Genomic DNA, 20598 nt, shown 5'->3' with positions numbered 1-20598 from the left:
GAGTGGAACAGGCATATCCTTGCCACAGGGGCGGGCCACAGAAATTCCTCGTGAACGCATTTCCAGTACTGCGCGCGATCGCCCCGCCACCGACCCGATCGACTGCCTCCGGCAGCCCCGCCGCCCTCCGCGGCCGTGCTGACGCTGGTGGAGCCAGGACCCTGGCGCCTCCGCCCGATGCCCGACGTCGCCGTCGCCGCATCCCCTCATCCGGAGGACAGATCGTGCGCACCCAGACCAGCCGCCCCCGCACCCGGACCTTCTCGGTCCTCGCCGCCGTCGTCGTCGCCGCAGCCCTCGCGACCGTCCCGTCCGCCGCGCAGGCCGCCCTCGGCACCCCGGTGCCGCTGGGCGCGGGCTCGACGTTCGTGGTGCTCGCCGGGGCGGGGGTCACCAACACGGGCGCCACGACCCTCGGCGGCGACATCGGGAGCTTCCCCACCACGGGCATCACCGGGCCGGGGACGATCACCCAGGCGAGCGGCGTCGACCACGGCGGGGACGCGGTGACGCAGCAGGCCAAGACGGACCTCGTCACCGCGTACGACGCCGCGTCCTCCCAGTCGCCCGACCCCCTCGGCGGCGTCGAGCTGGCGGGCCTGACCCTGGAGCCCGGCGTCTACGACACCGGCGGCGTCATCGAGCTGAACGGGAACCTGACCCTCGATGGCAACGGTGACCCGAACGCCGTGTTCGTGTTCCAGTCGCTGTCGACGCTGCTCGTCGGCGCCGCCGGCTCGGTCACGTTCGTCGACGGTGCCACCGCCTGCAACGTGTACTGGCGCGTGCCCAGCTCGGCGACCATCCTGGCGGGCAGCCGGTTCGCCGGCACGATCCTCGCCATGACCTCGATCACGTTCGAGGCGGGCGCCGCGCTGGACGGTCGGGCACTGGCGCGGACCGGCGCGGTCACGATGATCACCAACACCGTCACGCTGCCGGCATGCGCTCCCGCCGCGGGAGCCGCTGCCGTGACCCCCGCGCCCGCGGCCGGACCTCAGGTGCCGGTGACCCCCCGCGGCGGTGTCGCGACCGGCGACGGCAGCAGCCTCCCCGCCGCACCCGAGCATCGGCCGGCACTCGTCGCGCTCACCCTCCTGGGTGTCGGCGCCGTCGTCCTGCTCGCGGTCAGGCCGCGCCGCGCGCGCGGATGAGGTTCGCCGCCGGCCCGGTCGCCGTCCTCGTCGCCCTCGCACTCACCTCCTGTGCGCCCGCGGACACGGCCACGGCGCCGACCGCCCCGGGGATGCCCACGACCTCCGCCTCGGCCTCGGTCCACGTGCGCACGACGCCCCCGCCGGTCGCGGTGCCCGACCCCGCGCTCCCCACGGTCATGGCCGCCTCCGTCCCGGTCCGCGTCCAGGTGCCGGCCATCGCCGTGGACTCCGAGCTCATGGAGCTCGGGCTCCAGGCCGACGGCACCCTGGAGGTGCCCCCGGACGCGTTCCCGGCGGGCTGGTTCTCCGGCGCGCCGACCCCCGGCGAGCTGGGCCCGGCGGTCATCGTCGGCCACATCGACTGGGTCACCGGCCCTGGGGTCTTCTTTCGGCTCGCCGAGCTCGCGGTGGGCGACGAGATCTCGGTCAGCCGCGCGGACGGCTCGGTCGCGGTGTTCCGCACCACCGAGGTCACCCGGTACCCGAAGGACGCGTTCCCGACCGCGCTGGTCTACGGGGACATCGACCACGCGGGCCTGCGGCTGATCTCCTGCGGCGGCGAGTTCAACCGGAGCACGGGGCACTACGAGGACAACGTGGTCGCGTTCGCGGAGCTCGTGCCCTGAGCCGCCCGGCCGGGCCGTCGGGGCGCTTGTAGGGTCGCGGAGACCGGCAGACGTCGTGACGGGAGGGCGGCCGCGTGCAGCACGTGCAAGTGTTCCTCCTGGTCGCCGGGGCTGTGGCCGTCACGGCCGTGTGCCGTCGGCGCGGCTGGCCGGCGCCCCTGGTGCTGGTCGCCGTCGCGATCGTCGTGTCGTTCGTCCCGGGCGTGCCCCGGTTCGAGATCGACTCGCACGTGCTGCTCGAGTTCGTGCTCCCTCCGCTCCTGTACTCCGCGGCGCTGTCCAGCTCGTACCGCGACTTCCGGTCGTCGCTGAACTCGATCACCCGCCTCGGCGTCGGCCTCGTGCTGGTCAGTGCCGCGGCGGTCGCGGTCGCGTTCTGGTGGCTCGAACCGTCCGTGCCGTTCGCCGCCGCCCTCGTGCTCGGCGCGGTCGTCGCGCCCCCGGACGCGGTCGCCGCGGCAGCCGTCGGCAAGCGCCTGGGCCTGCCCCGCCGCGTGATGACGCTGCTGTCCGGGGAGAGCCTGATCAACGACGCCACGTCGCTCACCCTGTACAAGGTCGCGCTCGCGGGCGTGGCCACGGGCGCCTGGGCGCTCGCGGACGGGCTGCTCACGTTCGCGCTCGCGGTGAGCGTCGGCGTCGCGGTCGGCCTGCTGATCGGCTGGGTGGTGCACACGGTGCGGCTGCGGCTGGACGACCCGGTGGTCGCGTCCGCGATCGGGCTGCTGACCCCGTTCGCGGCGTACTGGTCGGCCGAGGAGCTGGCCGGGTCGGGCGTGCTGGCGGTGGTCGCCGCGGGGCTCTACCTCGGGCACACGTCCCCGCGGGCGGGCTACGCGACGCGCCTCTACGAGGAGCCCATCTGGTCCACCGTCGACCTGCTGCTCGAGGCGTTCACGTTCGCGCTCATCGGCATGCAGCTGCCCTGGGTGGTGCGGGACGTCATCGCCTCCGACCAGGGCCTGCGCCACGGGGTCCTGGTGTCGCTGGTGGTCCTGCTGGTCGCCATCCTGGTGCGCCCGCTGTACATCGTCGGCACCGCGCGCTTCGACCACCTGCGCCTGCGCGGCAGCCATCGACCACCCAAGGACTCGTTGTCGCTGCGCGAGTCGGCCGTGGTGTCGTGGGCGGGGATGCGCGGCGTCGTGACGCTCGCCGCGGCGGCCGCGATCCCGGCCGTCAGCGCCGGCCAGCCGTTCCCCGAGCGGGCGACCGTGCTGCTCGCCGCCTACACCGTCGCCATCGGGACGCTGCTGGTCCAGGGCCTGTCCCTGCCCTGGGTGATCACGCGCCTCGGGGTCGGGTCCGCCGACGAGACCGCGCGCGACGCCGCCCAGGAGGCCGACGTCCGGGTGGCCACCGCCGACGCCGTGCACGACGTGCTCGAGCGCCAGCGGGACGACTGGAGCCGGTCGCTGGGACCGGAGCGCGCCGGTGAGCTGATCGACCGGCTGTCCGGTGTCTGGCGCGCCCGGGCCACCGCCGCGGCCGTCATGCTCGACCCGGACTCCGCCGACGAGCGCGTGCCCGACGAGCCCCTGGAGCCCACCGGGCTGACCGGCGCGATGCGCGAGATCAGCCCGTCGCACGTGCCCACCGCGGAGGAGGGCCTGCGCACCCAGCGGCTGCGTCGGGACATCGTGGCTGCTCAGCGCGAGGTGCTGATGGACCGCCGCGACTCCGGCGAGCTGGACGAGGCCGTGATGCGCCGGATGATGCGGGAGCTCGACCTGGAGGACGAGAGCCTGGCGTCGTCATGGGTCACGCGCGTGCGGCGAACCTGAGACGTTCGGCCCATCCATTGGGCACGTCGGGTCCGTAGCGTCGTGGGCAGAGGGTCGCAGAGCGGCCCTACCGGCCTCGACTAGGAGTTGAACGGTGACCGTGACCAAGCCCGACACTGCGATCGACCAGCTGGTGGCGAACGCCAGCAAAGCGCTCGACGAGTACGCCCGCTTCACGCAGGCCGACGTCGACCACCTGGTGAAGAAGGCGTCCGTCGCCGCCCTCGACAAGCACGGCGAGCTCGCGCTCCTCGCGGTCAAGGAGACCAACCGCGGCGTGTTCGAGGACAAGGCCGTGAAGAACATCTTCGCGTGCGAGCACGTCACCAACTCGATGTCCACGCTCAAGTCGGTCGGCGTCATCAGCCACGACGAGCTCACCGGCATCACCGAGATCGCCGAGCCCGTCGGAGTCATCTGCGGCGTCACGCCCGTGACCAACCCGACCTCGACCACGATCTTCAAGTCCCTCATCGCGCTCAAGACGCGCAACCCGATCGTGTTCGCCTTCCACCCCAGCGCGCAGGCCTCGTCCGTCGCCGCCGCTCGCGTGGTCCGCGATGCCGCAGTAGCCGCGGGCGCGCCCGAGCACTGCATCCAGTGGGTGGAGTCGCCGTCGATCACCGCGACCAACACCCTCATGAACCACCCCGGCGTCGCGCTCATCCTCGCGACGGGCGGCAATGCGATGGTCCGCGCGGCCTACTCGTGCGGCAAGCCAGCGCTCGGCGTCGGGGCGGGCAACGTTCCCGCATATATCGAGAAGACCGCGAAGCTGAAGCGGGCCGTGAACGACGTCGTGCTCTCCAAGGCGTTCGACAACGGCATGGTCTGTGCGTCCGAGCAGGCGGTGATCCTGGACGACGTCATCTACGACGCCGCGATGGCCGAGTTCGCCATCCTGCACGCGTACCGCGCCAACGCCGCCGAGAAGGCGCTGCTGGAGAACTTCATCTTCGGCGTCGAGGCGGACGGCAAGAACTGCGCCGACGCCAAGCTGAACGCGTCCGTGGTCGGCCAGAGCCCGCAGTGGATCGCCGAGAAGGCCGGCTTCACCGTCCCCGCGGACACCTCGATCATCCTCGCCGAGGTCAGCGGCGTCGGCCCGCACGAGCCGCTGACGCGCGAGAAGCTCGCCCCGGTGCTGGCGGTCCTGCGCGCCGAGTCCACCGAGCACGGCATCACGCTGGCCGAGCAGATGGTGGAGTTCGACGGTCTCGGTCACTCCGCGGCCATCCACACCCAGGACGACGCCCTCACGGAGGAGTTCGGCAGCCGCGTCAAGGCCGTCCGGATCATCGCGAACGCACCGTCCTCGCTGGGCGGCATCGGCGACATCTACAACTCGTTCATCCCGTCGCTGACGCTCGGCTGCGGCTCGTACGGCTCCAACTCCGTGTCCAACAACGTCTCGGCGGTCAACCTGGTGAACATCAAGCGGATCGGCCGACGGAACAACAACCTGCAGTGGTTCAAGGTTCCGGCGAAGACCTACTTCGAGCCGAACGCCATCCGCTACCTCGCCGACATGCCCGACGTCGAGCGCGTCACCATCGTCACCGACGCGACCATGACCACCCTCGGCTTCGTCGACAAGATCATCGACGTGCTCGGCCGCCGGATGAACAAGGTCGCCCTGCAGATCATCGACCAGGTCGAGCCCGAGCCCTCCGTGAAGACGGTCCAGGCCGGCGCGGCGCAGATGCGGCACTTCAAGCCGGACACGATCATCGCGCTCGGTGGCGGCTCGCCGATGGACGCCGCCAAGGTCATGTGGCTGCTGTACGAGCACCCGGAGATCCAGTTCTCCGACCTCAAGCAGAAGTTCTTCGACGTTCGCAAGCGTGCGTTCAAGTTCCCCGTGCTGGGCGAGCTCGCGCAGCTGGTCTGCATCCCGACGACGTCGGGCACGGGCGCCGAGGTCACGCCGTTCGCGGTCATCAGCGACCCGGAGGCCGGCAAGAAGTACCCGCTGGCCGACTACGCGCTGACCCCGTCGGTCGCCATCATCGACCCGATCCTGACCTCGAAGATGCCTGCCTCGCTGGCGGCGGACTCCGGCTTCGACGCCCTCACGCACGCCACCGAGGCGTACGTCAGCGTCTACGCCAACGACTTCACCGACGGCATGGCCATGCAGGCCGTCCGCCTCATCTTCGAGAACCTCGCGGTGTCGGTGAACGGCAGCCCGACCGACCCGGCCACGCAGGACGCCCGGGAGTCGATGCACAACGCGGGCACGATCGCCGGCATGGCCTTCGGGAACTCGTTCCTGGGGATCGTGCACGCGATGGCGCACGTCATCGGCTCGACGCACCACCTGGTGCACGGCCGCACGAACGCGACCCTGCTGCCGCACGTGATCCGCTACAACGGCACGGTGCCCACCAAGCTCACCAGCTGGCCCAAGTACGAGCACTACGTCGCACCCGAGCGGTTCCAGCAGCTCGCGGCGATGCTCGGGCTCCCGGCGCGCACCCCCGCGGAGGGCGTCGAGTCCTACGCGCTGGCCGTCGAGTCGCTGCGGTCCAAGGTCGGCATCCCCGCGTCCTTCCAGGCGCAGGGTGTGTCCGAGCACGAGTTCATCTCGCGGCTCGACGAGGTGGCGATGGGTGCCTACGAGGACCAGTGCGCCCCGGCGAACCCCCGCATGCCGATGATCGACGACATGAAGGACCTCATGACCGCGGCCTTCTACGGCACCTCCCTGGAGGATGTCCGTGCCCGCCGCAGCGTGCAGGCGACCGACGAGCTGGAACCCCTCCCCGCCGTCTGACCTGCCTGCCCCCGACGCCCCGCCCGCTCACCAGCGGGCGGGGCGTCGGTGCGTCGGTACGTCCCGGATCGACCTCCGCCGGGCGTGTCGTCGGCTCGACGGGCAGACTGTGGCACCGGACCCGCCCCCTGTGCCCGCCTTGCCCCTCCGGAGGACCACGATGCCCACCTCGACGACCCCGCCCCGCCGCCGACTCGCCCGCGTCGGCGCTCCCGTGATCGCCGCCCTGCTCGCCGTCGGGCTGTCCGCCTGCTCCGACGCGGACATCGACGACGCCGCCCAGCAGGCCAAGGACGCCGCCAGCGAGGCGCGCAGCGCGATCGACGACCTCAAGGCGCAGGTGGACGACGCCAAGGCGGAGGCCGACGCCGCGCAGCAGAAGATCGAGGACGTCAAGGCCCAGCTCGGCACGCTCGACGACTCCGCCCGGGCCCAGGCCGACGCCGCCGTCGCCGACGCGCAGACGGCCGTGCAGGACGCCCAGACGGCTCTGGACCAGGCACAGGCCGAGGGCGCTGCCGCGTCGCAGCAGGCTCTGGCCGACGCCCAGGCCCAGGTCGCGGACGCCCAGGCCGAGCTCGAGGCCGCCAAGGCGAATGCCGCCGGGTCCGCCGCCGACTCCCTCGACGAGCTGGCGCAGCAGCTGACCACGCTCGGCGACAAGCTCGAGACCGCCGCCGGCAGCTGAGATCGGTGTGGCATCGCAGCGATTCGTTGCCCTCACCCGGTCCACGACCACCGTCGACGAACGACGCCGACGTGTCCCCTGTCGGCGATTCGTTGCCCTCGCTCTATCCACGACCACCGTCGACGACCGACGCCGACGTGTCCTGTGTCGGCGATTCGTTGCGTGCCTGCCGGGTGAAATCCACGCTCGTCGGCGCGTGCGGTTGTACGTGGCACGGTCCGTGCCGATCTTGTAGGTATGGCCGAACGACAGGCGCAGCGGGTTCTGCGGCGACACCACGTGGAGTGGTGGATCGTCGCAGCCTGGGCGTCCCTCGCACTCGTCGTGGTCGCGGGACTGACCGCCGCGACCGGACTGGTGAGCTGAGCGCTCCCGCTCCCGGACCCGTCACCGACGGGTTCAGCTCGAGGCACCGCCTACCCTTCTGGGCATGACAGCGCGCTGGCAGGACGTCGCCCGGGCGACGGGGCTCATGGGCGACGACGGCGTCCCCCGGGCGACCGTGTTCGCCGAGATGTCGGCGCTGGCCGCGCGCACCGGAGCGGTCAACCTCGGGCAGGGCTTCCCCGACGTCGACGGCCCCGCGTCCGTGGCTCGCGCCGCGCAGGACGCGATCGCGGCCGGCGCCAACCAGTACCCGCCCGGCCCGGGCATCCCCGCGCTGCGCGAGGCGATCGTCGAGCACCAGTCGTCGCGATACGGCCTGGCTGTGGACCCGGACCGCGAGGTGCTGGTGACGGCGGGAGCGACCGAGGCGATCGCCGCGACGGTGCTCGCGCTCGCCGGACCGGGCGACGAGGTGCTCACGCTCGAGCCCTTCTACGACTCGTACGCCGCGGTGATCGCGCTGGCCGGCGCCACCCACACCACCGCGCCGCTGCACGCGACCGCGGACGGCTTCCGCCTCGACCTCGCCGCGCTGGCCGCCGCGTTCACCACGCGCACGCGGCTGGTGCTGGTGAACACCCCGCACAACCCCACCGGCACCGTGCTCACGGTCGACGAGCTGACGGCGATCGCCGGGCTGGCCGTCGCGCACGACGCGGTGGTGGTGACGGACGAGGTGTACGAGCACCTGGTGCTCGACGGGTCCGCCTCCGCGCACGTGCCGATCGCCACCCTGCCCGGGATGGCGGAGCGGACGCTGACCATCTCGTCGGCCGGCAAGACCTTCTCCTTCACCGGCTGGAAGATCGGCTGGGTGACCGGCCCCGAGCACCTGGTGACCGCGGTACGGACGGTCAAGCAGTTCCTCACCTACGTCTCCGGTGCGCCGTTCCAGCCGGCGGTCGCCTTCGCGCTGCGGGACCCGGGCGTGGCGGCGTGGGTGGTCGAGCTCGCCGCGTCGCTGTCCCGGCGGCGCGACCTGCTCTGCGCGGGGCTGGAGGACGCCGGGTTCACGGTGGTCCGGCCGCACGGCACGTACTTCGTGCTCGCCGACGCGGCACCCCTCGGGTACGACGACGGTGCCGCCCTGTGCCGTGACCTGCCGGGTCTGGCGGGCGTGGTCGGCGTGCCCGTGTCCGCCTTCACCCACGCGGGCTCCGACGTCGACCGTGCGCTGCGGTCGTGGGTGCGGTTCACCTTCGTCAAGCGCGACGAGGTGCTGGCGCAGGCCGTCGCAGGCCTGCACCGGCTGCACCGCGGCTGAGCGTCCCCGCGGTCAGGCCCGCGCCGTCACCCGTCGTCGCGCCCGCAGAATCACCACACCCGCACCGACCAGGCAGAACGCGATCAGCAGCGCTGCGGCCGGGTCGGCACCGGTCGTCGCCAGGCCCGCCGTTCGCGACGGGTCGCCGGGGAGCCGCACGGTCACGGTGAGCGTGGTCCGCCGGGCTGGCGTCCCCGTGGCCGGCGTGGCCGGGGTGGACGCGACCGGGAGGACCGGGGGCGCGACGACGGCCGACAGCGGCGCCGGATAGCTGACCGTCATCGAGGCCGTCACGGTCTGCCCCCGGGTGTTGGTCACCTGGTAGCCCAGGTCGGCGTCACCCTGGAACCCGGCGACGGGCGTGAACCGGACCTGCCCGCTCACGACGGTCCACACGCCCTCGCCCGGCGCGGTCACCGAGCCGACCGGCAGCCCGCTCACGGGGTCGAGGAGCCGCACGGTGGGCAGGTCCCAGGCCAAGTGGTCGCCCGGAGCGTCGTTGGTGAGCTCGAGCAGGGTGGTGGGCGTGCCCGGGGCGCCGGTGGCGTGGTCGTCGGACGCCGAGGCGAGCTGGACGGGCGCCGTCACGTGCACGGTGACCATGGCGCCGACGGTCTGGCCCGCCGCGTCGGTCGCGGTGTAGGTGAACGAGTCCGTCCCGCCCCACCCGGCAGGCGGCGTGTACGCCCAGCTGCCGTCCGGGTCGACCGTGACCGTGCCGTGGGCCGGCGTCCCGACGGCGGTCACCGTGAGTACCGAGCCGGCGTCGTTGCCCAGGATCCCGGGCGCAGTCCCCGTGCTCGTGACGTTGGGCGGGACCGTGCCCAGGTCGTCGTCGGTGGCCGCAGGCGTCACGATGATCGTCACCGTGGCCTGGTCGGACAGGGGCCCGTCAGTGGCCACGTACGTGAACGTGTCCGTCCCGGAGAAGTCGAGGTCGGGCGTGTAGACCAGCGCGCCGGACGGATCCAGCGCCACCGTGCCGTGCGTCGGGAGCGAGGGCGTCCCCGCGGTGAGGACCATGCCGAGGTCGTTGCCGAGGACGCCCGGCGCGCCCACCGTGACGGGGGTGTTGACCGTCGTCGTCCACGTGTCGTCGACCGCGAGCGGCGTGACCGTGAGGTGGACGGTCGCGACGTCGGTCTGCCCGTAGTCGTCGGTGATCGTGTAGTCGAACTGGTCCGAGCCGGTGTAGCCGAGCGCCGGCGTGTAGGTGAACGACCCGTCGGGGTTCGTCGCCACCGACCCGTGCAGCGGGGTGGTGGAGCTGAGCACGGTCAGGCGCGTGCCGGCGTCGTTGGCGAGCACGCCGGCGGCGGGGACGACGAGCGCGGTGCCGATCGGGGTGCTGCCGGTGTCGTCGGCGGCCACCGGGACCGCGGGGACGGGCAGCACGTCGAGCGAGGTCGCCGTGCGCTGCGACGGGAAGTAGGTCCACAGGTCGAGGCCCTTGGCGTCGCCCAGGGTGCCGCCCGTCGCAGGGCAGTGCTGGTTCGCGTTGAGGCCGGCTCCGTCGCCGAACGCGCGCGCCGTGCCCGTGCTGTCGACGCCGCCGTCCGGGTCCGCGAACAGCTGCGCGGGCACCGCGCCCGAGAACGCGGCGCACAGGGTGCCCGACGTGAGGTCGCCCACGCGGGTGCCCGCGCTCGTGACGTAGGTGCGGTCGTCGAAGAAGACGCGCGTGCAGTTGGTGCCGTCGCTCGGCACGCCCGTGAAGGGGCAGTCGCCGTTCGGGGGGTTGAGGAGCGTGATGCTCGGGCCGCCCTTCGTCGAGCTCTCCACGTCGAGCATGGGCGCGTGGTACTCCCCGGCGCGCAGCACGGCCCGCACGGCGTAGCCGGTCTTCACCGGGAGGGCGACGCCGGTGTTGTCGTTGCCGTCCCACGTCACCGTGAAGGTGCCCGCGGGCACCAGGCCGCGCAGGGCCCGGTTGCCGGGCAGGCCTGGGTCGAAGCTGACGCCGTCGCGGGAGATGACGATCTCGTAGGTCCCGCCGGAGCCGGCCTCGAGCGCGAACGTGCCGCCCTGGCCCACGTAGCTGCCGTGGTCGGTGGCCAGACCGGTGAAGTCGACCGCGCTGAGCGTCGGCGGCACCGGCGTCGCCGGGATGCCCAGCGCGGCCAGGGTCTCGGTGGCCAGCGGCTCGAACGACAGCGGGTACTGGGGCGCGGCCAGGTGCACGCCGCCGTCGAGGGCCGGGAGCATCTGCGGCCCGCTGCCGGTGCCGACGACGTCGTGGTTGAGCGGCGTCGTGCGGTCGGCGTCGAGGAACCCCTCGCGGTTGCCGTAGAAGACGAAGCCGTTCGGGTCGAACCCGCGGGTGTCCACCGCGTACCGGTAGCCGTCGAGCGTGTTGAGGAACAGGCGCATGCTCACGGGTCGCGGGTTGCCGCCCGTGAAGCCGGCCAGCACGTACGTCAGGGCGCGGCCGGGGATGTCGTCGATCGACGCCGGGGCCCCGTCGCGGACCGTGAGGTCCCAGGCGTTGATCGCCGAGCCGGCCGCGGCGAGGAACCCGCCCGCCGGGTCGAGGTGGCGGTCCGGGGTGCCGTCCGCCGCGTTGCCCGAACCCGCCGCGCCGTAGAACGCCACGCGGTACAGGCCGGTCGTGGGTGCCGTGTAGACGCAGGGCACGTAGCCCGCCGTGTTCTGGGTGCCGTCGGCCGACCGGGCGCCGGCCAGCTCCTGGGCGCGCGCGCTCAGCCTGCCGACGAGGCTCGTGGGATCCGGCCGTTGCGCCGCGCAGCTGAACCCGTTTGTCCCGTCCACCACGGCCGGCAGGGTGGCCGCCTCGGTGTCGGTGATCTGCCCGGGGTTCCAGATGGCGATGTCCGCGGTCCCGGTACCCATCGACGACGACCCCGTGAGGATCTGCTCGCCCGCCCGGGCGAAGACGGTGAAGAGCGTCCGCCGCCGGATCTGCGTGTCCCCCGCCGGCCCGTACGCGTTGGTCCGCCACTCGAGCGCAGCACGGCACGGGTGCGTGGCGTCGCAGGGGGCGTCGGCCGCACCGACGCGCGGGAACAGGTCGCCGCTGCCCGACGCGAGCGCAGGCGCAGCCGCGCCGCCGAGCGCGAGCACGGCGACGAGGAGGCTGAGCGCGAGGCGACGCAGCATGGGTCGGGTCCTTCCAGCGGCCCCACACGCTCCCGGTTGTCTCCAGGCGCGCAGCAGTTCGAGGCTGTGGTCGACGCGCACGCTAGAGACGTGGGACGACCTCCCGGCAGGGCCGGACGTGTCGGACGGGCGTCCAGTACGGATATCACCCACCCGAGATGTCCCGCGACGAGCGAAAGGCCTGATCAGGCCGTCACCCGATCGTGGCGTCAGACGGTCCAGGCTCCGTCGCGGTGGTACGCCGGGGTGGCCAGCGCGAGCACCAGGAGCGCCGCCACCGAGGCACCGACCATGACCGCGGCCATCGCGACCGCATCGCCCCCGAGCAGGCCCGACAACGGGCTGACGATGCCGGAGACACCCGCCTGCGTGGCCCCGATGACAGCCGCCGCGGTCCCGGCGACCTCGCCGTGCCGACTGAGCGCGAGGGCCGAGGCGTTCGGCGGCACGAAGTTGACCATCGCGAGGATGAGCCACAGGACGACCAGCAGCGCGATCAGCCCGCCCCACCCGGTGATCGCGATGGCCAGGAGCACGAGCGTGAGCCCCAGCGAGACGGGCAGGACCACGCGCACGATCCGGATCGGGGCCACGCGGCGCACCAGGGCGGCGTTCACCTGCGCGCCGGCCACCAGGCCGATCCCGTTGACCGCGAACAGCAGGGAGAACTGGTGCGCGGACAGGCCGTAGCCCTCGCGCAGCACGAACGGCGACGCGACGACGTAGCTCATGAGCACCGCGACCCCGAGGCCGGGCAGGATCGCCAGCGCGACGAAGTGCCGGTCCTTGAACAGCTTCCGGTACCCCGCCAGGGCGGACTTCAGGCCACCCTCGCGACGCCGCTCGGGGGGAAGGGTCTCGGGCAGCCGACGCCACACGACGACCCACAGGACGACGCCGAAGATCGCCAGCGCCCCGAACACGCCGCGCCAGCCCCACTGCCCGGCGATGACCCCGCCGACCGAGGGCGCGAACAGCGGCGCCACCCCGATCACGAGCATGAGGCGGGACATCAGGCGCGAGGCGTCCGAGCCGACGAACCGGTCCCGGATGATCGCCATGGCGACCACGCTGGCCGACGCGTTGAAGAACCCCTGCATGGTGCGCAGCCCGATCAGCGGCACGATCGCCGGCGCGACCGCGCACAGGATCGACGTCACCACGTGCAGCGACACCCCGACCAGCACCGGCTTGCGGCGCCCGAACCGGTCCGACAGCGGTCCGATCACGAGCTGCCCGACGGCGCCGCCGATGAGCATCGCGGTCATGGTCAGCTGCGCGGCCGTGGCGGAGGTCTTCAGGTCCCGTGCGACGTCCGGGAGCGACGGCAGGTAGATGTCGGTCGAGATGGCCGGCAGGGCGCACATCAGCCCCAGCAGCAGCACGTACTTGGCGTTGGGGCGGTACTGCGGGGCCGGCGCGGAGTCGACCGTCGGCACCACCCCGGGGGGTACGACGCCCGTGACCGGCACGGGGCCGGTCAGTGCGGGAGTGGTGGGGCGCGAGCTCATCGGGTCGATTCTCCCACAGAAAACGAATCGATTCGATGTGAGCGTGGGTGACGCCTGGCACGCTGGTACCCATGTGTGGTCGCTATGCCTCCTTCCGTGAGGACCAGGCGCTGGCCGACGAGTTCGCCATCGCCACCGTCGCCGACGACGTCCGGCTGCTCGGACCGTCCTGGAACGTCGCCCCGACCGACGGTGTGCGCATGGTGGTCGAGCGCGCGGACAAGGAGACCGGCGAGATCACCCGGCAGCTCCGCGTCGCGCGCTGGGGACTCGTGCCGTCGTGGGCGAAGGACATCTCCGTGGGCAACCGGATGATCAACGCACGCGTCGAGTCGATCGCGGACAAGCCGGCGTTCGCCCGCCCGTTCGCCGTGCGCCGGGCACTCCTGCCGGCCGACGGCTACTACGAGTGGAAGAAGCCCGCGCCGGGCGCGACCAGCAAGCGCAAGCAGCCGTACTTCCTGCACCCCGCCGACGGCGACGTCGTGGCACTCGCCGGGCTGTACGAGTTCTGGAAGGACCCCAGCAAGGACGACGACGACCCGGCGCGCTGGGTGGTGAGCGCCACGGTCATCACGCGCCCGGCCTCCGACGAGCTCGCGCACATCCACGACCGGCAGCCCCTCATGCTGCGACCCGAGGCCTGGTCGGCCTGGCTCGACCCGGCAGTTGGCGCAGCCGGCGCCATGGAGCTTCTCGAGGCCCCGGCACCAGAGATCGTCGCCACCCCGGTCTCGACGGCCGTCAACACGGTCGCCAACAACGGCCCCTCCTTGGTCGACGAGGTCGCCCTGGAAGTAGACGAGCCCGCCTAGCGGGACCCGCTTACCCGCCCCGACGGTCCACCCCTGCCCACTCCCTCCCCTACGCGCAATCCCCGCGCTCGTGCTTCATGCGCACTGCTTGCGGCTCGCTGACAGGGGAAGGCCGCCGGCGACTTCAGCCGGGCGGGTGTCCGTCGGGGGCATTGACGGTGTATCCGCGGTGGTTGCGGAACGCGTAGCGCAGGGGTGCCCGTCCGGTGGTGGGCGCGTCGATGCTCGCACCCACGGCACCCGTCGCACCAAGCGCACTCATCCCAGTCGTCGACTCGCGGAGTTCCGCCTTGGCGCGCTGGCGCCGGGTCCATCCGGGGAGTTTCTCCAGCCGGTGGATGGTCAGGTTGAGTCGGTGGACCTCACTGTGGTGGTGCTTGCACAACAAGGCCGCGTTGCTCAACGAGGTAGCACCGGAGTCGCGGCCCCACCAGCGGATGTGGTGCACCTCGCAGCGCGACGCGTGCTGCTCGCACCCGTTCCACACGCACTGCCCGTCCCGGACCACCGCAGCCCGCCGTTGCGCGGTGGTGAACAACCGCTTGGACCGTCCCACATCCAGCGGGAGACTCTCGGCGGACATCACGATCCGGGTGATCTCCGCCTCGCACAGCACCCGCGCCAGCTCCGACATGGGCACCGGGGTGCCGTCCTCCAGGGTCGCGGGTGCCACGGTCCCCCAGGGCAGGGCGATCGGGGCGCAGAGATGTCCGGGTGCCAGCCCAGCACCGGCACGGCGGGCGTCGACGTCGTCGCGCCTGTCGGCGTCGTTAAGCGTGGCGGCGTCAGCGCGCGTGGCGGCGTCGTCGAGCGTGCCGGCGCGACCGTGGGCCGCGACGGCCGCCTCGTCCAGCGCCCGCTGATGGGTCAGTAGCTCCGCGATCGTCTCGGCCGCCACGAGCAGGGATACGTGCGGGCGACTCACCGACCCGGGCAGCCCACCAACCGGCCGGTCGGCCGCATCCCCGCCGGCAGCGGTATCAGCACCCCCAGCGCCACCCACCGCGGACCGCGGCCCAGAACCGGCACACGCGTGTTCGGCCAACATCGTCAACGCGTCCGCGCTGGCCTGCCCCGGGGAACGGGTGTCATCGCCGTACTGGCCCATCGCATCCAACGCCACCCGCAGGGACTCCCCGGCGATCCGGTCCAGGCGACCCTTCAAGAACACGCCATCAGGTTGGGCGGACAGGGAGAAGAACCGCTCCCGGTGCTGGGCCTCATGCTCGGCCTCCAACGCACCGGGGTCCTGGGCGGCGACCCAGCGGGCCAACGCCCGAGCGAAGTCCGGCCGCGACGCGACCCGGGCCATCCCCACCACCTGCTCCTGCGCCTGCGGAGTGCGCAGCACCGCCGCCACCTCCGGGGTAGCAGCAGCTGCGACCCGGGCCAGCTCGTCCAGGTGCCCCAACGGCACCGACCCCTCCCGGACCCCGGCCGCGACCGTGCCCATCGACACCAGGGCGTCCGCCTGGCGCACCACCCGGGACGCCTCCCCCAGCCCGGACCGGGTCACCCGCGCCTGGGCCGCCTCGAACGAGCGATCCCCCGGGCGCAGGCTGTCCCCGGCATCACGGTCCGCGACCAGCACGAAACCCTGCGCCTCGGCCAACGCCGCCTGCGCCGCACGCACCGCCACGAGCACCGACGCCCGGTCCGCCGCGGTCCACGCCGCACTCGAGCGCGCGACCGCCGCGAGCGCCGCGGCCGCGTCACACACCCGCGCCGCAGCCCCGGTCGCGGTGGCGTCGCGCACGTGCGCCGCCACCTCGACCACCGGGACCGCCGTATCGAACATACGTACGATTCTAGGTCACACCGGATCGAGTATCAAGGCTCTGACCTGCACAAACATATCCACAGACCCGAACGCCGAGCCGCCCACAGCCCACCGATTCAGTAAGCGTCGGCAGCCGAAAGACGCGTCAACCGGAGGCGCACACGACCAGAAACGCAGCCGCCGAACCAGCCCGAGCTACGCCCCCGCCGCCCGCAGCCGCACCGGCGCCACGGACCCGATCCCCGCCAGCCGCCGCGCCGGCCGCGGTTCGAGCACGAACCGCGGATCGGCGGAGAGCACCTCGGCGGTGGAGGCGTCGACCAGGACGGTGCTCGGATCGGCGATGTCGGTCAGCCGGGCGGCGAGGTTCACGTCGGGCCCGAAGACGTCGCCGAACCGCGACAGCACGCGCCCCCACACGAGCCCCACGCGCACGGGAGTGACGCCGCGGGCACCCTCGAAGAGACCCCCGGTCGTGGTCTCCCGGTCGACGTCGAGCTCCTTGCCCAGGGCGTCCGCCAGCCCGAGCGCGATGATCGCCCCGGTGGCGGCGCTGTCGGCGACGAAGAGGATGGCGTCGCCGATGGTCTTGACCACGCGCCCCCCGTTGGCGGAGACCACGTCGCGCGCGGCAGCCTCGAACCGCTGCACGAACTGGGAGAGGTCGGTGGACCCCAGGCCGGCGGTCCGGCGCGTGAACGAGACCATGTCCGCGAACCCGACCGCACGGGCCAGCGGCAGCGCGGAGCGGTCGGGGTCGGGCCCGCGGAGCTGGCCGAACTCGCCCGCGTACCGGCCCGCGATCGCCGCGAGCTGGCGGCGGTAGGAGTGCACCAGCTGGGCCTCGAGGACCGGCGCCAGGGACGCGAGGCGGTCGAGGACGAGCAGCCGTGCCGAGGTGTCGTCGAGCTCGTAGCGCGTGGCCATGTCCTCGACCAGCGCCTCCACCTGCCAGAGCGCAAGGCGGTCGGACGTGTGCCCGAGGGCGCGGGTGACGGTGATGACGGTGCGCAGGTCGAGCCCGTGCTCGCGGACCAGGGCGGCCGCCCGGTCGATGGCCTCGGCGTCGCGCTCGGTGTAGATCGGGTCGTCCGGGTCGGTGTGCGGCAGGCCCATCGTGGTCCAGAACGCGCGGACCACGTCGATCTCGATCCCGGCGCGCTCGGCCAGGTCACGGGCGGTCAGCGTGCGCGGGCCGCCCAGCAGCTCGGCGTCGAGCTCCCCTACGGTCGACTCGAGGAAGTCGAGGTCATGCGATTGCTCGTCCGGCACGGGACGAGGGTAGTTCACCCGGCTGCGCGGACGTGGCGTACGTCACCAGCGAGCACACGGTGCGGGGTGCCCGCGTCGTCGACGACCACCAGCGCGCCGTCCTCGTCCAGCCGTGCGGCCAGGCCGGTGACCGTGCCGGCGCCCGGCAGCTCGACCCGCACGACGGAGCCCAGGGTGCCGCAGACGGCCGCGACCTCGTCGGCCAGCCCGGACCGGACGGCGTCGCCGCCGGACTCGCGCCAGCGCTGTGCCACCTCCACCTGCGCGGCGACGAGAGCGACCAGCATGCTCTCGCGATCGACGTGCTGCGCGCCCGCGAGCGCCAGCGAGGTCGCACTGGGCACGGGGAGCTCGTCGGCCGTCTGGCTGACGTTGATCCCGATCCCGATGACGACGGCCGGGGGCTGACCCGACGGCAGCGCGACCACCTCGGCCAGGATCCCGCCGACCTTGCGCACGGCCCCCCACCCCTCGACCTCGGTCTCGGCGGGTACGAGCAGGTCGTTCGGCCACTTGAGCGTCGCAGGGACGCCGGCCGTGGCCCGCAGGGCGTTGACCGCACCGAGCCCGGCGAGCAGCCCGATCCAGCCGAACGACGTCGCCGGCACCGGTGGGTGGACGACGAAGCTGCACGTCAACGACGTCCCGGGCGGCGTCTCCCACGAGCGTCCCGCCCGGCCGCGACCTCCGGCCTGGTGCTCCGCGACGAGCACGCTCGCGTCCGGCCACGAGGCCGGGTCGGCGCGCAGCGCGTCGGCGAGGTCGGTGTTGGTGGACTCGGTCACGTCCACCACCTCGACGCGCGTGAGCGGCCCGGCGGGGGCGAGCAGGAGGTCGCGGAGCTCGGCGACGCGAAGCGTGGGCATGCCGCCATCCTGTCGCCCCTTGTGGGAACCCGACACCCCGACGCGGGCAACGCGGTCATCGCACTGCACGTGCATGGTGGGCGTCGACAACTAGCCTCGGTCGGGTGACCGACACCCAGCAGCCCGTCGAGACGGCTCCGCGCACCACGGCCGCCAAGCTGGCGGACCTCGCCTCGCGCTACGAGGCGGGAGCCGCGGCCGAGCAGTCCGCCGTCGACAAGCAGCACGCGCGCGGCAAGCGGTCCGCCCGCGAGCGCATCGAGCAGCTCCTCGACCCGGGCTCGTTCACCGAGCTCGACGCCTTCGTCCGGCACCGCTCCACCAACTTCGGTCTGGACAAGAAGCGGATCGCCGGCGACGGCGTCGTCGTCGGCCACGGCACGGTGGACGGCCGCCCCGTCTGCATCTACTCGCAGGACTTCACGGTCTTCGGCGGCAGCCTGGGCGAGGTGCACGGCGAGAAGATCACCAAGGTCATGGACCTCGCGCTACGCACCGGGGTGCCGCTCATCGGCATCAGCGACGGCGGCGGCGCGCGCATCCAGGAGGGTGTCGCGGGCCTGACGCAGTTCGCGGAGATCTTCCGCCGCAACGTCGCCGCGTCCGGGGTGATCCCGCAGATCAGCCTCATCCTCGGCCCGTCGGCGGGCGGCGCCGTCTACTCCCCCGCGCTCACCGACTTCATCGTGATGGTCGACGGCACCTCCAACATGTTCATCACCGGCCCGGACGTGATCCGTGCGGTCACCGGGGAGGACGTCGGCTTCGAGGAGCTGGGCGGTGCGACCACGCACAACACCCGCTCCGGCGTCGCGCACTACATGGCCTCCGACGAGGACGACGCGCTGGACTACGTGCGCTCCCTGCTCACCTACCTGCCGCAGAACAACCTCACGGACCCCGTGACGTTCGACCACGAGACCGACCTCGAGGTGACCGACGTCGACGAGGAGCTCGACACCCTCCTGCCCGACTCGGACAACCAGCCGTACGACATGCGGACCGTCCTGGAGCACGTGCTCGACGACGGTGTACTCCTCGAGGTCCAGCCGTTGTACGCCCAGAACGTGCTCATCGGGTTCGGGCACGTGGAGGGGCACCCCGTCGGGATCGTCGCCAACCAGCCGATGTCGATGGCCGGCACGCTGGACATCAACGCCGCCGAGAAGGCCGCGCGCTTCGTGCGTACGTGCGACGCGTTCAACCTCCCGGTGCTCACGTTCGTCGACGTCCCGGGGTTCCTGCCGGGCACCGACCAGGAGTGGAACGGCATCATCCGCCGCGGCGCCAAGCTCATCTACGCGTACGCCGAGGCCACCGTCCCGCTCGTCACCGTCATCACCCGCAAGGCGTACGGTGGCGCATACATCGTCATGGGCTCCAAGCAGCTGGGCGCCGACGTGAACCTGGCGTGGCCGACCGCGCAGATCGCCGTCATGGGCGCGGGCGGTGCGGTGAACATCCTGCAGCGCGGCGCTCTGAAGTCCGTCGCCGAGGCAGGTGGGGACGTGGAGGCCGAGCGCCGACGCCTGACCGCGGAGTACGAGGAGGCGATCGTGAACCCCTGGGACGCCGCCGACCGCGGCTACGTCGACGCGGTGATCGCCCCGGCGAAGACCCGCACCGAGATCACCAAGGCCCTCCGTCTGCTGCGCACCAAACGCGCCAGCCTCCCCCCGAAGAAGCACGGGAACATCCCCCTATGAGCGAGCACCAGCACGACGAGCACGACGAGCACGACGAGCACAGCGGGCACGACAACCCCTCGCACGGCCCCGAGCCGCTGGTCGGCGTCGACGCCACGGACCTGCACGCCGCCGTCGCCGCACTGGCCGCGGCCCTGCACGGGTACGTCGACGCCGCGGTGGGTGTGCGCGCCGAGTTCGGCTCGACGGAGGCCGACGAGGACCCGCGCATCCTCGTGCTGGAGTCGGAGATCGGCAGCCTCAACGCCCGGCTGTACGACCTGCTGCACGAGCGCCTGGGCCTGCACGCCGACCTCACGGGCATGTCCTGGGGCGAGGACGAGCACGGCGACGCGGACGCACCGCGCAGCGACGCCGAGATCGACACGTTCCACCTCGGCTTCGTCGTCGGTCCGCCGCCCGGCACGTCGGACCTCTCGCTGGAGTCGGTGCTCGACCTGGTGGAGCAGGGCGGCGCCGAGCTGGCGCAGCACCTGGTGGACGCCGGGTTCGAGGTGGGCGAGTGGGGGGCGTCGCGCGGCGCTGCGGTCGAGTTCGAGGACGAGCTGGACGACGCGGACGAGGACGATGAGGACGACGACGACGTGACGGGAATGTCGTGACGCAGCGCGACGCCCACGTGCAGGTGGTCCGCGGCACGCCGGACGACATGGAGCTCGCGGCACTGGTGGCCGGGCTCATGGCTGCCGCATCGGAGCGCGCCCGCCTGGCGGAGGTCACCGACCGCGCCGTCGCGGCTCCGTGGGCGGACCGCCGCCGCACGATGCGAGGCTCCCGCGTCGCGCTGCGGCCGGGCCCGGACGCGTGGCGCTGGAGCCTGCGAGGCTGATCGGAAAGCGCTCTGGCCGG

Annotated in this window: 17 protein-coding genes; 11 read left to right on the top strand and 6 right to left on the bottom strand. The window is 72.7% G+C overall.

Features of this window, described 5'->3' with window-relative positions; all coding sequences use genetic code 11:
• Positions 1-224: 224 nt before the first annotated feature.
• Positions 225-1154, top strand: a complete 930-nt coding sequence (locus ACO06A_RS13300; protein WP_421732709.1) for an ice-binding family protein — start codon at positions 225-227, stop codon at positions 1152-1154.
• Here the strand turns inward: ACO06A_RS13300 and ACO06A_RS13295 are convergent.
• Positions 1129-1335 carry a hypothetical protein gene (locus tag ACO06A_RS13295; RefSeq protein ID WP_421732708.1) on the bottom strand — a complete coding sequence of 69 codons (207 nt, stop codon included), beginning with the start codon at positions 1333-1335 and terminating at the stop codon, positions 1129-1131. The two genes, ACO06A_RS13300 and ACO06A_RS13295, sit on opposite strands and share 26 nt — an antisense overlap.
• Between ACO06A_RS13295 and ACO06A_RS13290 the strand changes: the two genes are divergently transcribed.
• The 6 genes from ACO06A_RS13290 to ACO06A_RS13265 all read left to right on the top strand — a co-directional run bounded on the left by ACO06A_RS13290 (position 1334) and on the right by ACO06A_RS13265 (position 8682).
• A complete protein-coding gene (locus ACO06A_RS13290) occupies positions 1334-1783 on the top strand; it encodes a class F sortase (protein ID WP_421732707.1) in 450 nt (149 codons plus the stop codon). The genes ACO06A_RS13295 and ACO06A_RS13290 overlap by 2 nt on opposite strands.
• A gap of 74 nt (positions 1784-1857) precedes the next feature.
• Positions 1858-3567: a cation:proton antiporter gene (locus ACO06A_RS13285; protein ID WP_421732706.1), complete on the top strand. Its 1710-nt coding sequence runs from the start codon at positions 1858-1860 to the stop codon at positions 3565-3567.
• A gap of 94 nt (positions 3568-3661) precedes the next feature.
• Positions 3662-6343 (top strand): bifunctional acetaldehyde-CoA/alcohol dehydrogenase, encoded by a 2682-nt coding sequence (adhE, locus tag ACO06A_RS13280; RefSeq protein WP_421732704.1) that lies wholly within the window; start codon positions 3662-3664, stop codon positions 6341-6343.
• Between the two features lie 160 nt (positions 6344-6503).
• Positions 6504-7031 carry a hypothetical protein gene (locus ACO06A_RS13275; protein ID WP_421732703.1) on the top strand — a complete coding sequence of 176 codons (528 nt, stop codon included), beginning with the start codon at positions 6504-6506 and terminating at the stop codon, positions 7029-7031.
• Positions 7032-7268: 237 nt separating this feature from the next.
• On the top strand, positions 7269-7397 hold the full coding sequence (locus ACO06A_RS13270; RefSeq protein WP_175346467.1) for a molybdopterin oxidoreductase: 129 nt from the start codon (positions 7269-7271) through the stop codon (positions 7395-7397).
• Positions 7398-7461: 64 nt separating this feature from the next.
• A complete protein-coding gene (locus ACO06A_RS13265) occupies positions 7462-8682 on the top strand; it encodes a pyridoxal phosphate-dependent aminotransferase (RefSeq protein WP_421732702.1) in 1221 nt (406 codons plus the stop codon).
• A 12-nt stretch (positions 8683-8694) separates the two neighbouring features.
• On the opposite strand, the gene ACO06A_RS13260 is transcribed toward ACO06A_RS13265, so the two are convergent.
• Both ACO06A_RS13260 and ACO06A_RS13255 read right to left on the bottom strand, forming a co-directional pair.
• Entirely contained in the window at positions 8695-11799 is a 3105-nt protein-coding gene (locus ACO06A_RS13260) for an Ig-like domain-containing protein (protein ID WP_421732701.1), read from the bottom strand.
• A gap of 209 nt (positions 11800-12008) precedes the next feature.
• Entirely contained in the window at positions 12009-13310 is a 1302-nt protein-coding gene (locus ACO06A_RS13255; RefSeq protein ID WP_421732700.1) for a multidrug effflux MFS transporter, read from the bottom strand.
• Positions 13311-13381: 71 nt separating this feature from the next.
• Between ACO06A_RS13255 and ACO06A_RS13250 the strand changes: the two genes are divergently transcribed.
• Entirely contained in the window at positions 13382-14125 is a 744-nt protein-coding gene (locus ACO06A_RS13250) for an SOS response-associated peptidase (protein WP_421732699.1), read from the top strand.
• 124 nt (positions 14126-14249) lie between these two features.
• On the opposite strand, the gene ACO06A_RS13245 is transcribed toward ACO06A_RS13250, so the two are convergent.
• The 3 genes from ACO06A_RS13245 to ACO06A_RS13235 form a co-directional block, all read right to left on the bottom strand.
• Positions 14250-15923 (bottom strand): hypothetical protein, encoded by a 1674-nt coding sequence (locus ACO06A_RS13245; protein WP_421732698.1) that lies wholly within the window; start codon positions 15921-15923, stop codon positions 14250-14252.
• Between the two features lie 177 nt (positions 15924-16100).
• On the bottom strand, positions 16101-17177 hold the full coding sequence (locus ACO06A_RS13240; RefSeq protein WP_421732697.1) for an adenylate/guanylate cyclase domain-containing protein: 1077 nt from the start codon (positions 17175-17177) through the stop codon (positions 16101-16103).
• Between the two features lie 14 nt (positions 17178-17191).
• Positions 17192-18043 (bottom strand): biotin--[acetyl-CoA-carboxylase] ligase, encoded by an 852-nt coding sequence (locus ACO06A_RS13235; protein ID WP_421732696.1) that lies wholly within the window; start codon positions 18041-18043, stop codon positions 17192-17194.
• Between the two features lie 104 nt (positions 18044-18147).
• On the opposite strand from ACO06A_RS13235, the gene ACO06A_RS13230 reads away from it, so the two are divergent.
• The 3 genes from ACO06A_RS13230 to ACO06A_RS13220 are packed head-to-tail and all read left to right on the top strand — an operon-like array spanning position 18148 to position 20578.
• Positions 18148-19749, top strand: coding sequence for an acyl-CoA carboxylase subunit beta (locus ACO06A_RS13230; RefSeq protein ID WP_421732695.1), 1602 nt, complete (start codon positions 18148-18150; stop codon positions 19747-19749).
• The gene (locus ACO06A_RS13225) at positions 19746-20351 is read left to right on the top strand and encodes a hypothetical protein (RefSeq protein ID WP_421732694.1); all 606 of its coding nucleotides are present in this window, start codon (positions 19746-19748) and stop codon (positions 20349-20351) included. Before ACO06A_RS13230 ends, ACO06A_RS13225 begins: the two co-directional genes overlap by 4 nt.
• Positions 20348-20578, top strand: a complete 231-nt coding sequence (locus tag ACO06A_RS13220; RefSeq protein ID WP_421732693.1) for an acyl-CoA carboxylase subunit epsilon — start codon at positions 20348-20350, stop codon at positions 20576-20578. The genes ACO06A_RS13225 and ACO06A_RS13220 overlap by 4 nt, the downstream gene beginning before the upstream one ends.
• The last annotated feature ends 20 nt before the right edge of the window (positions 20579-20598 follow it).

Source organism: Cellulomonas sp. (assembly GCF_965229465.1).
Taxonomy (GTDB): Bacteria; Actinomycetota; Actinomycetes; order Actinomycetales; family Cellulomonadaceae; genus Cellulomonas.
Note: the sequence above shows the minus strand (reverse complement) of the source record. Positions and strands in the feature narration are given on the sequence as shown.

Excerpts from the sequence above, each read along its gene's own strand:
- ACO06A_RS13290 (WP_421732707.1), top strand. The coding sequence starts at position 1,334 with ATGGCCGCCTCCGTCCCGGTCCGCGTCCAGGTGCCGGCCATCGCCGTG.
- ACO06A_RS13295 (WP_421732708.1), bottom strand. The coding sequence starts at position 1,335 with ATGACCGTGGGGAGCGCGGGGTCGGGCACCGCGACCGGCGGGGGCGTC.
- ACO06A_RS13275 (WP_421732703.1), top strand. The coding sequence starts at position 6,504 with ATGCCCACCTCGACGACCCCGCCCCGCCGCCGACTCGCCCGCGTCGGC.
- ACO06A_RS13270 (WP_175346467.1), top strand. The coding sequence starts at position 7,269 with ATGGCCGAACGACAGGCGCAGCGGGTTCTGCGGCGACACCACGTGGAG.
- ACO06A_RS13265 (WP_421732702.1), top strand. The coding sequence starts at position 7,462 with ATGACAGCGCGCTGGCAGGACGTCGCCCGGGCGACGGGGCTCATGGGC.
- ACO06A_RS13260 (WP_421732701.1), bottom strand. The coding sequence starts at position 11,799 with ATGCTGCGTCGCCTCGCGCTCAGCCTCCTCGTCGCCGTGCTCGCGCTC.
- ACO06A_RS13255 (WP_421732700.1), bottom strand. The coding sequence starts at position 13,310 with ATGAGCTCGCGCCCCACCACTCCCGCACTGACCGGCCCCGTGCCGGTC.
- ACO06A_RS13250 (WP_421732699.1), top strand. The coding sequence starts at position 13,382 with ATGTGTGGTCGCTATGCCTCCTTCCGTGAGGACCAGGCGCTGGCCGAC.
- ACO06A_RS13245 (WP_421732698.1), bottom strand. The coding sequence starts at position 15,923 with ATGTTCGATACGGCGGTCCCGGTGGTCGAGGTGGCGGCGCACGTGCGC.
- ACO06A_RS13235 (WP_421732696.1), bottom strand. The coding sequence starts at position 18,043 with ATGCCCACGCTTCGCGTCGCCGAGCTCCGCGACCTCCTGCTCGCCCCC.
- ACO06A_RS13225 (WP_421732694.1), top strand. The coding sequence starts at position 19,746 with ATGAGCGAGCACCAGCACGACGAGCACGACGAGCACGACGAGCACAGC.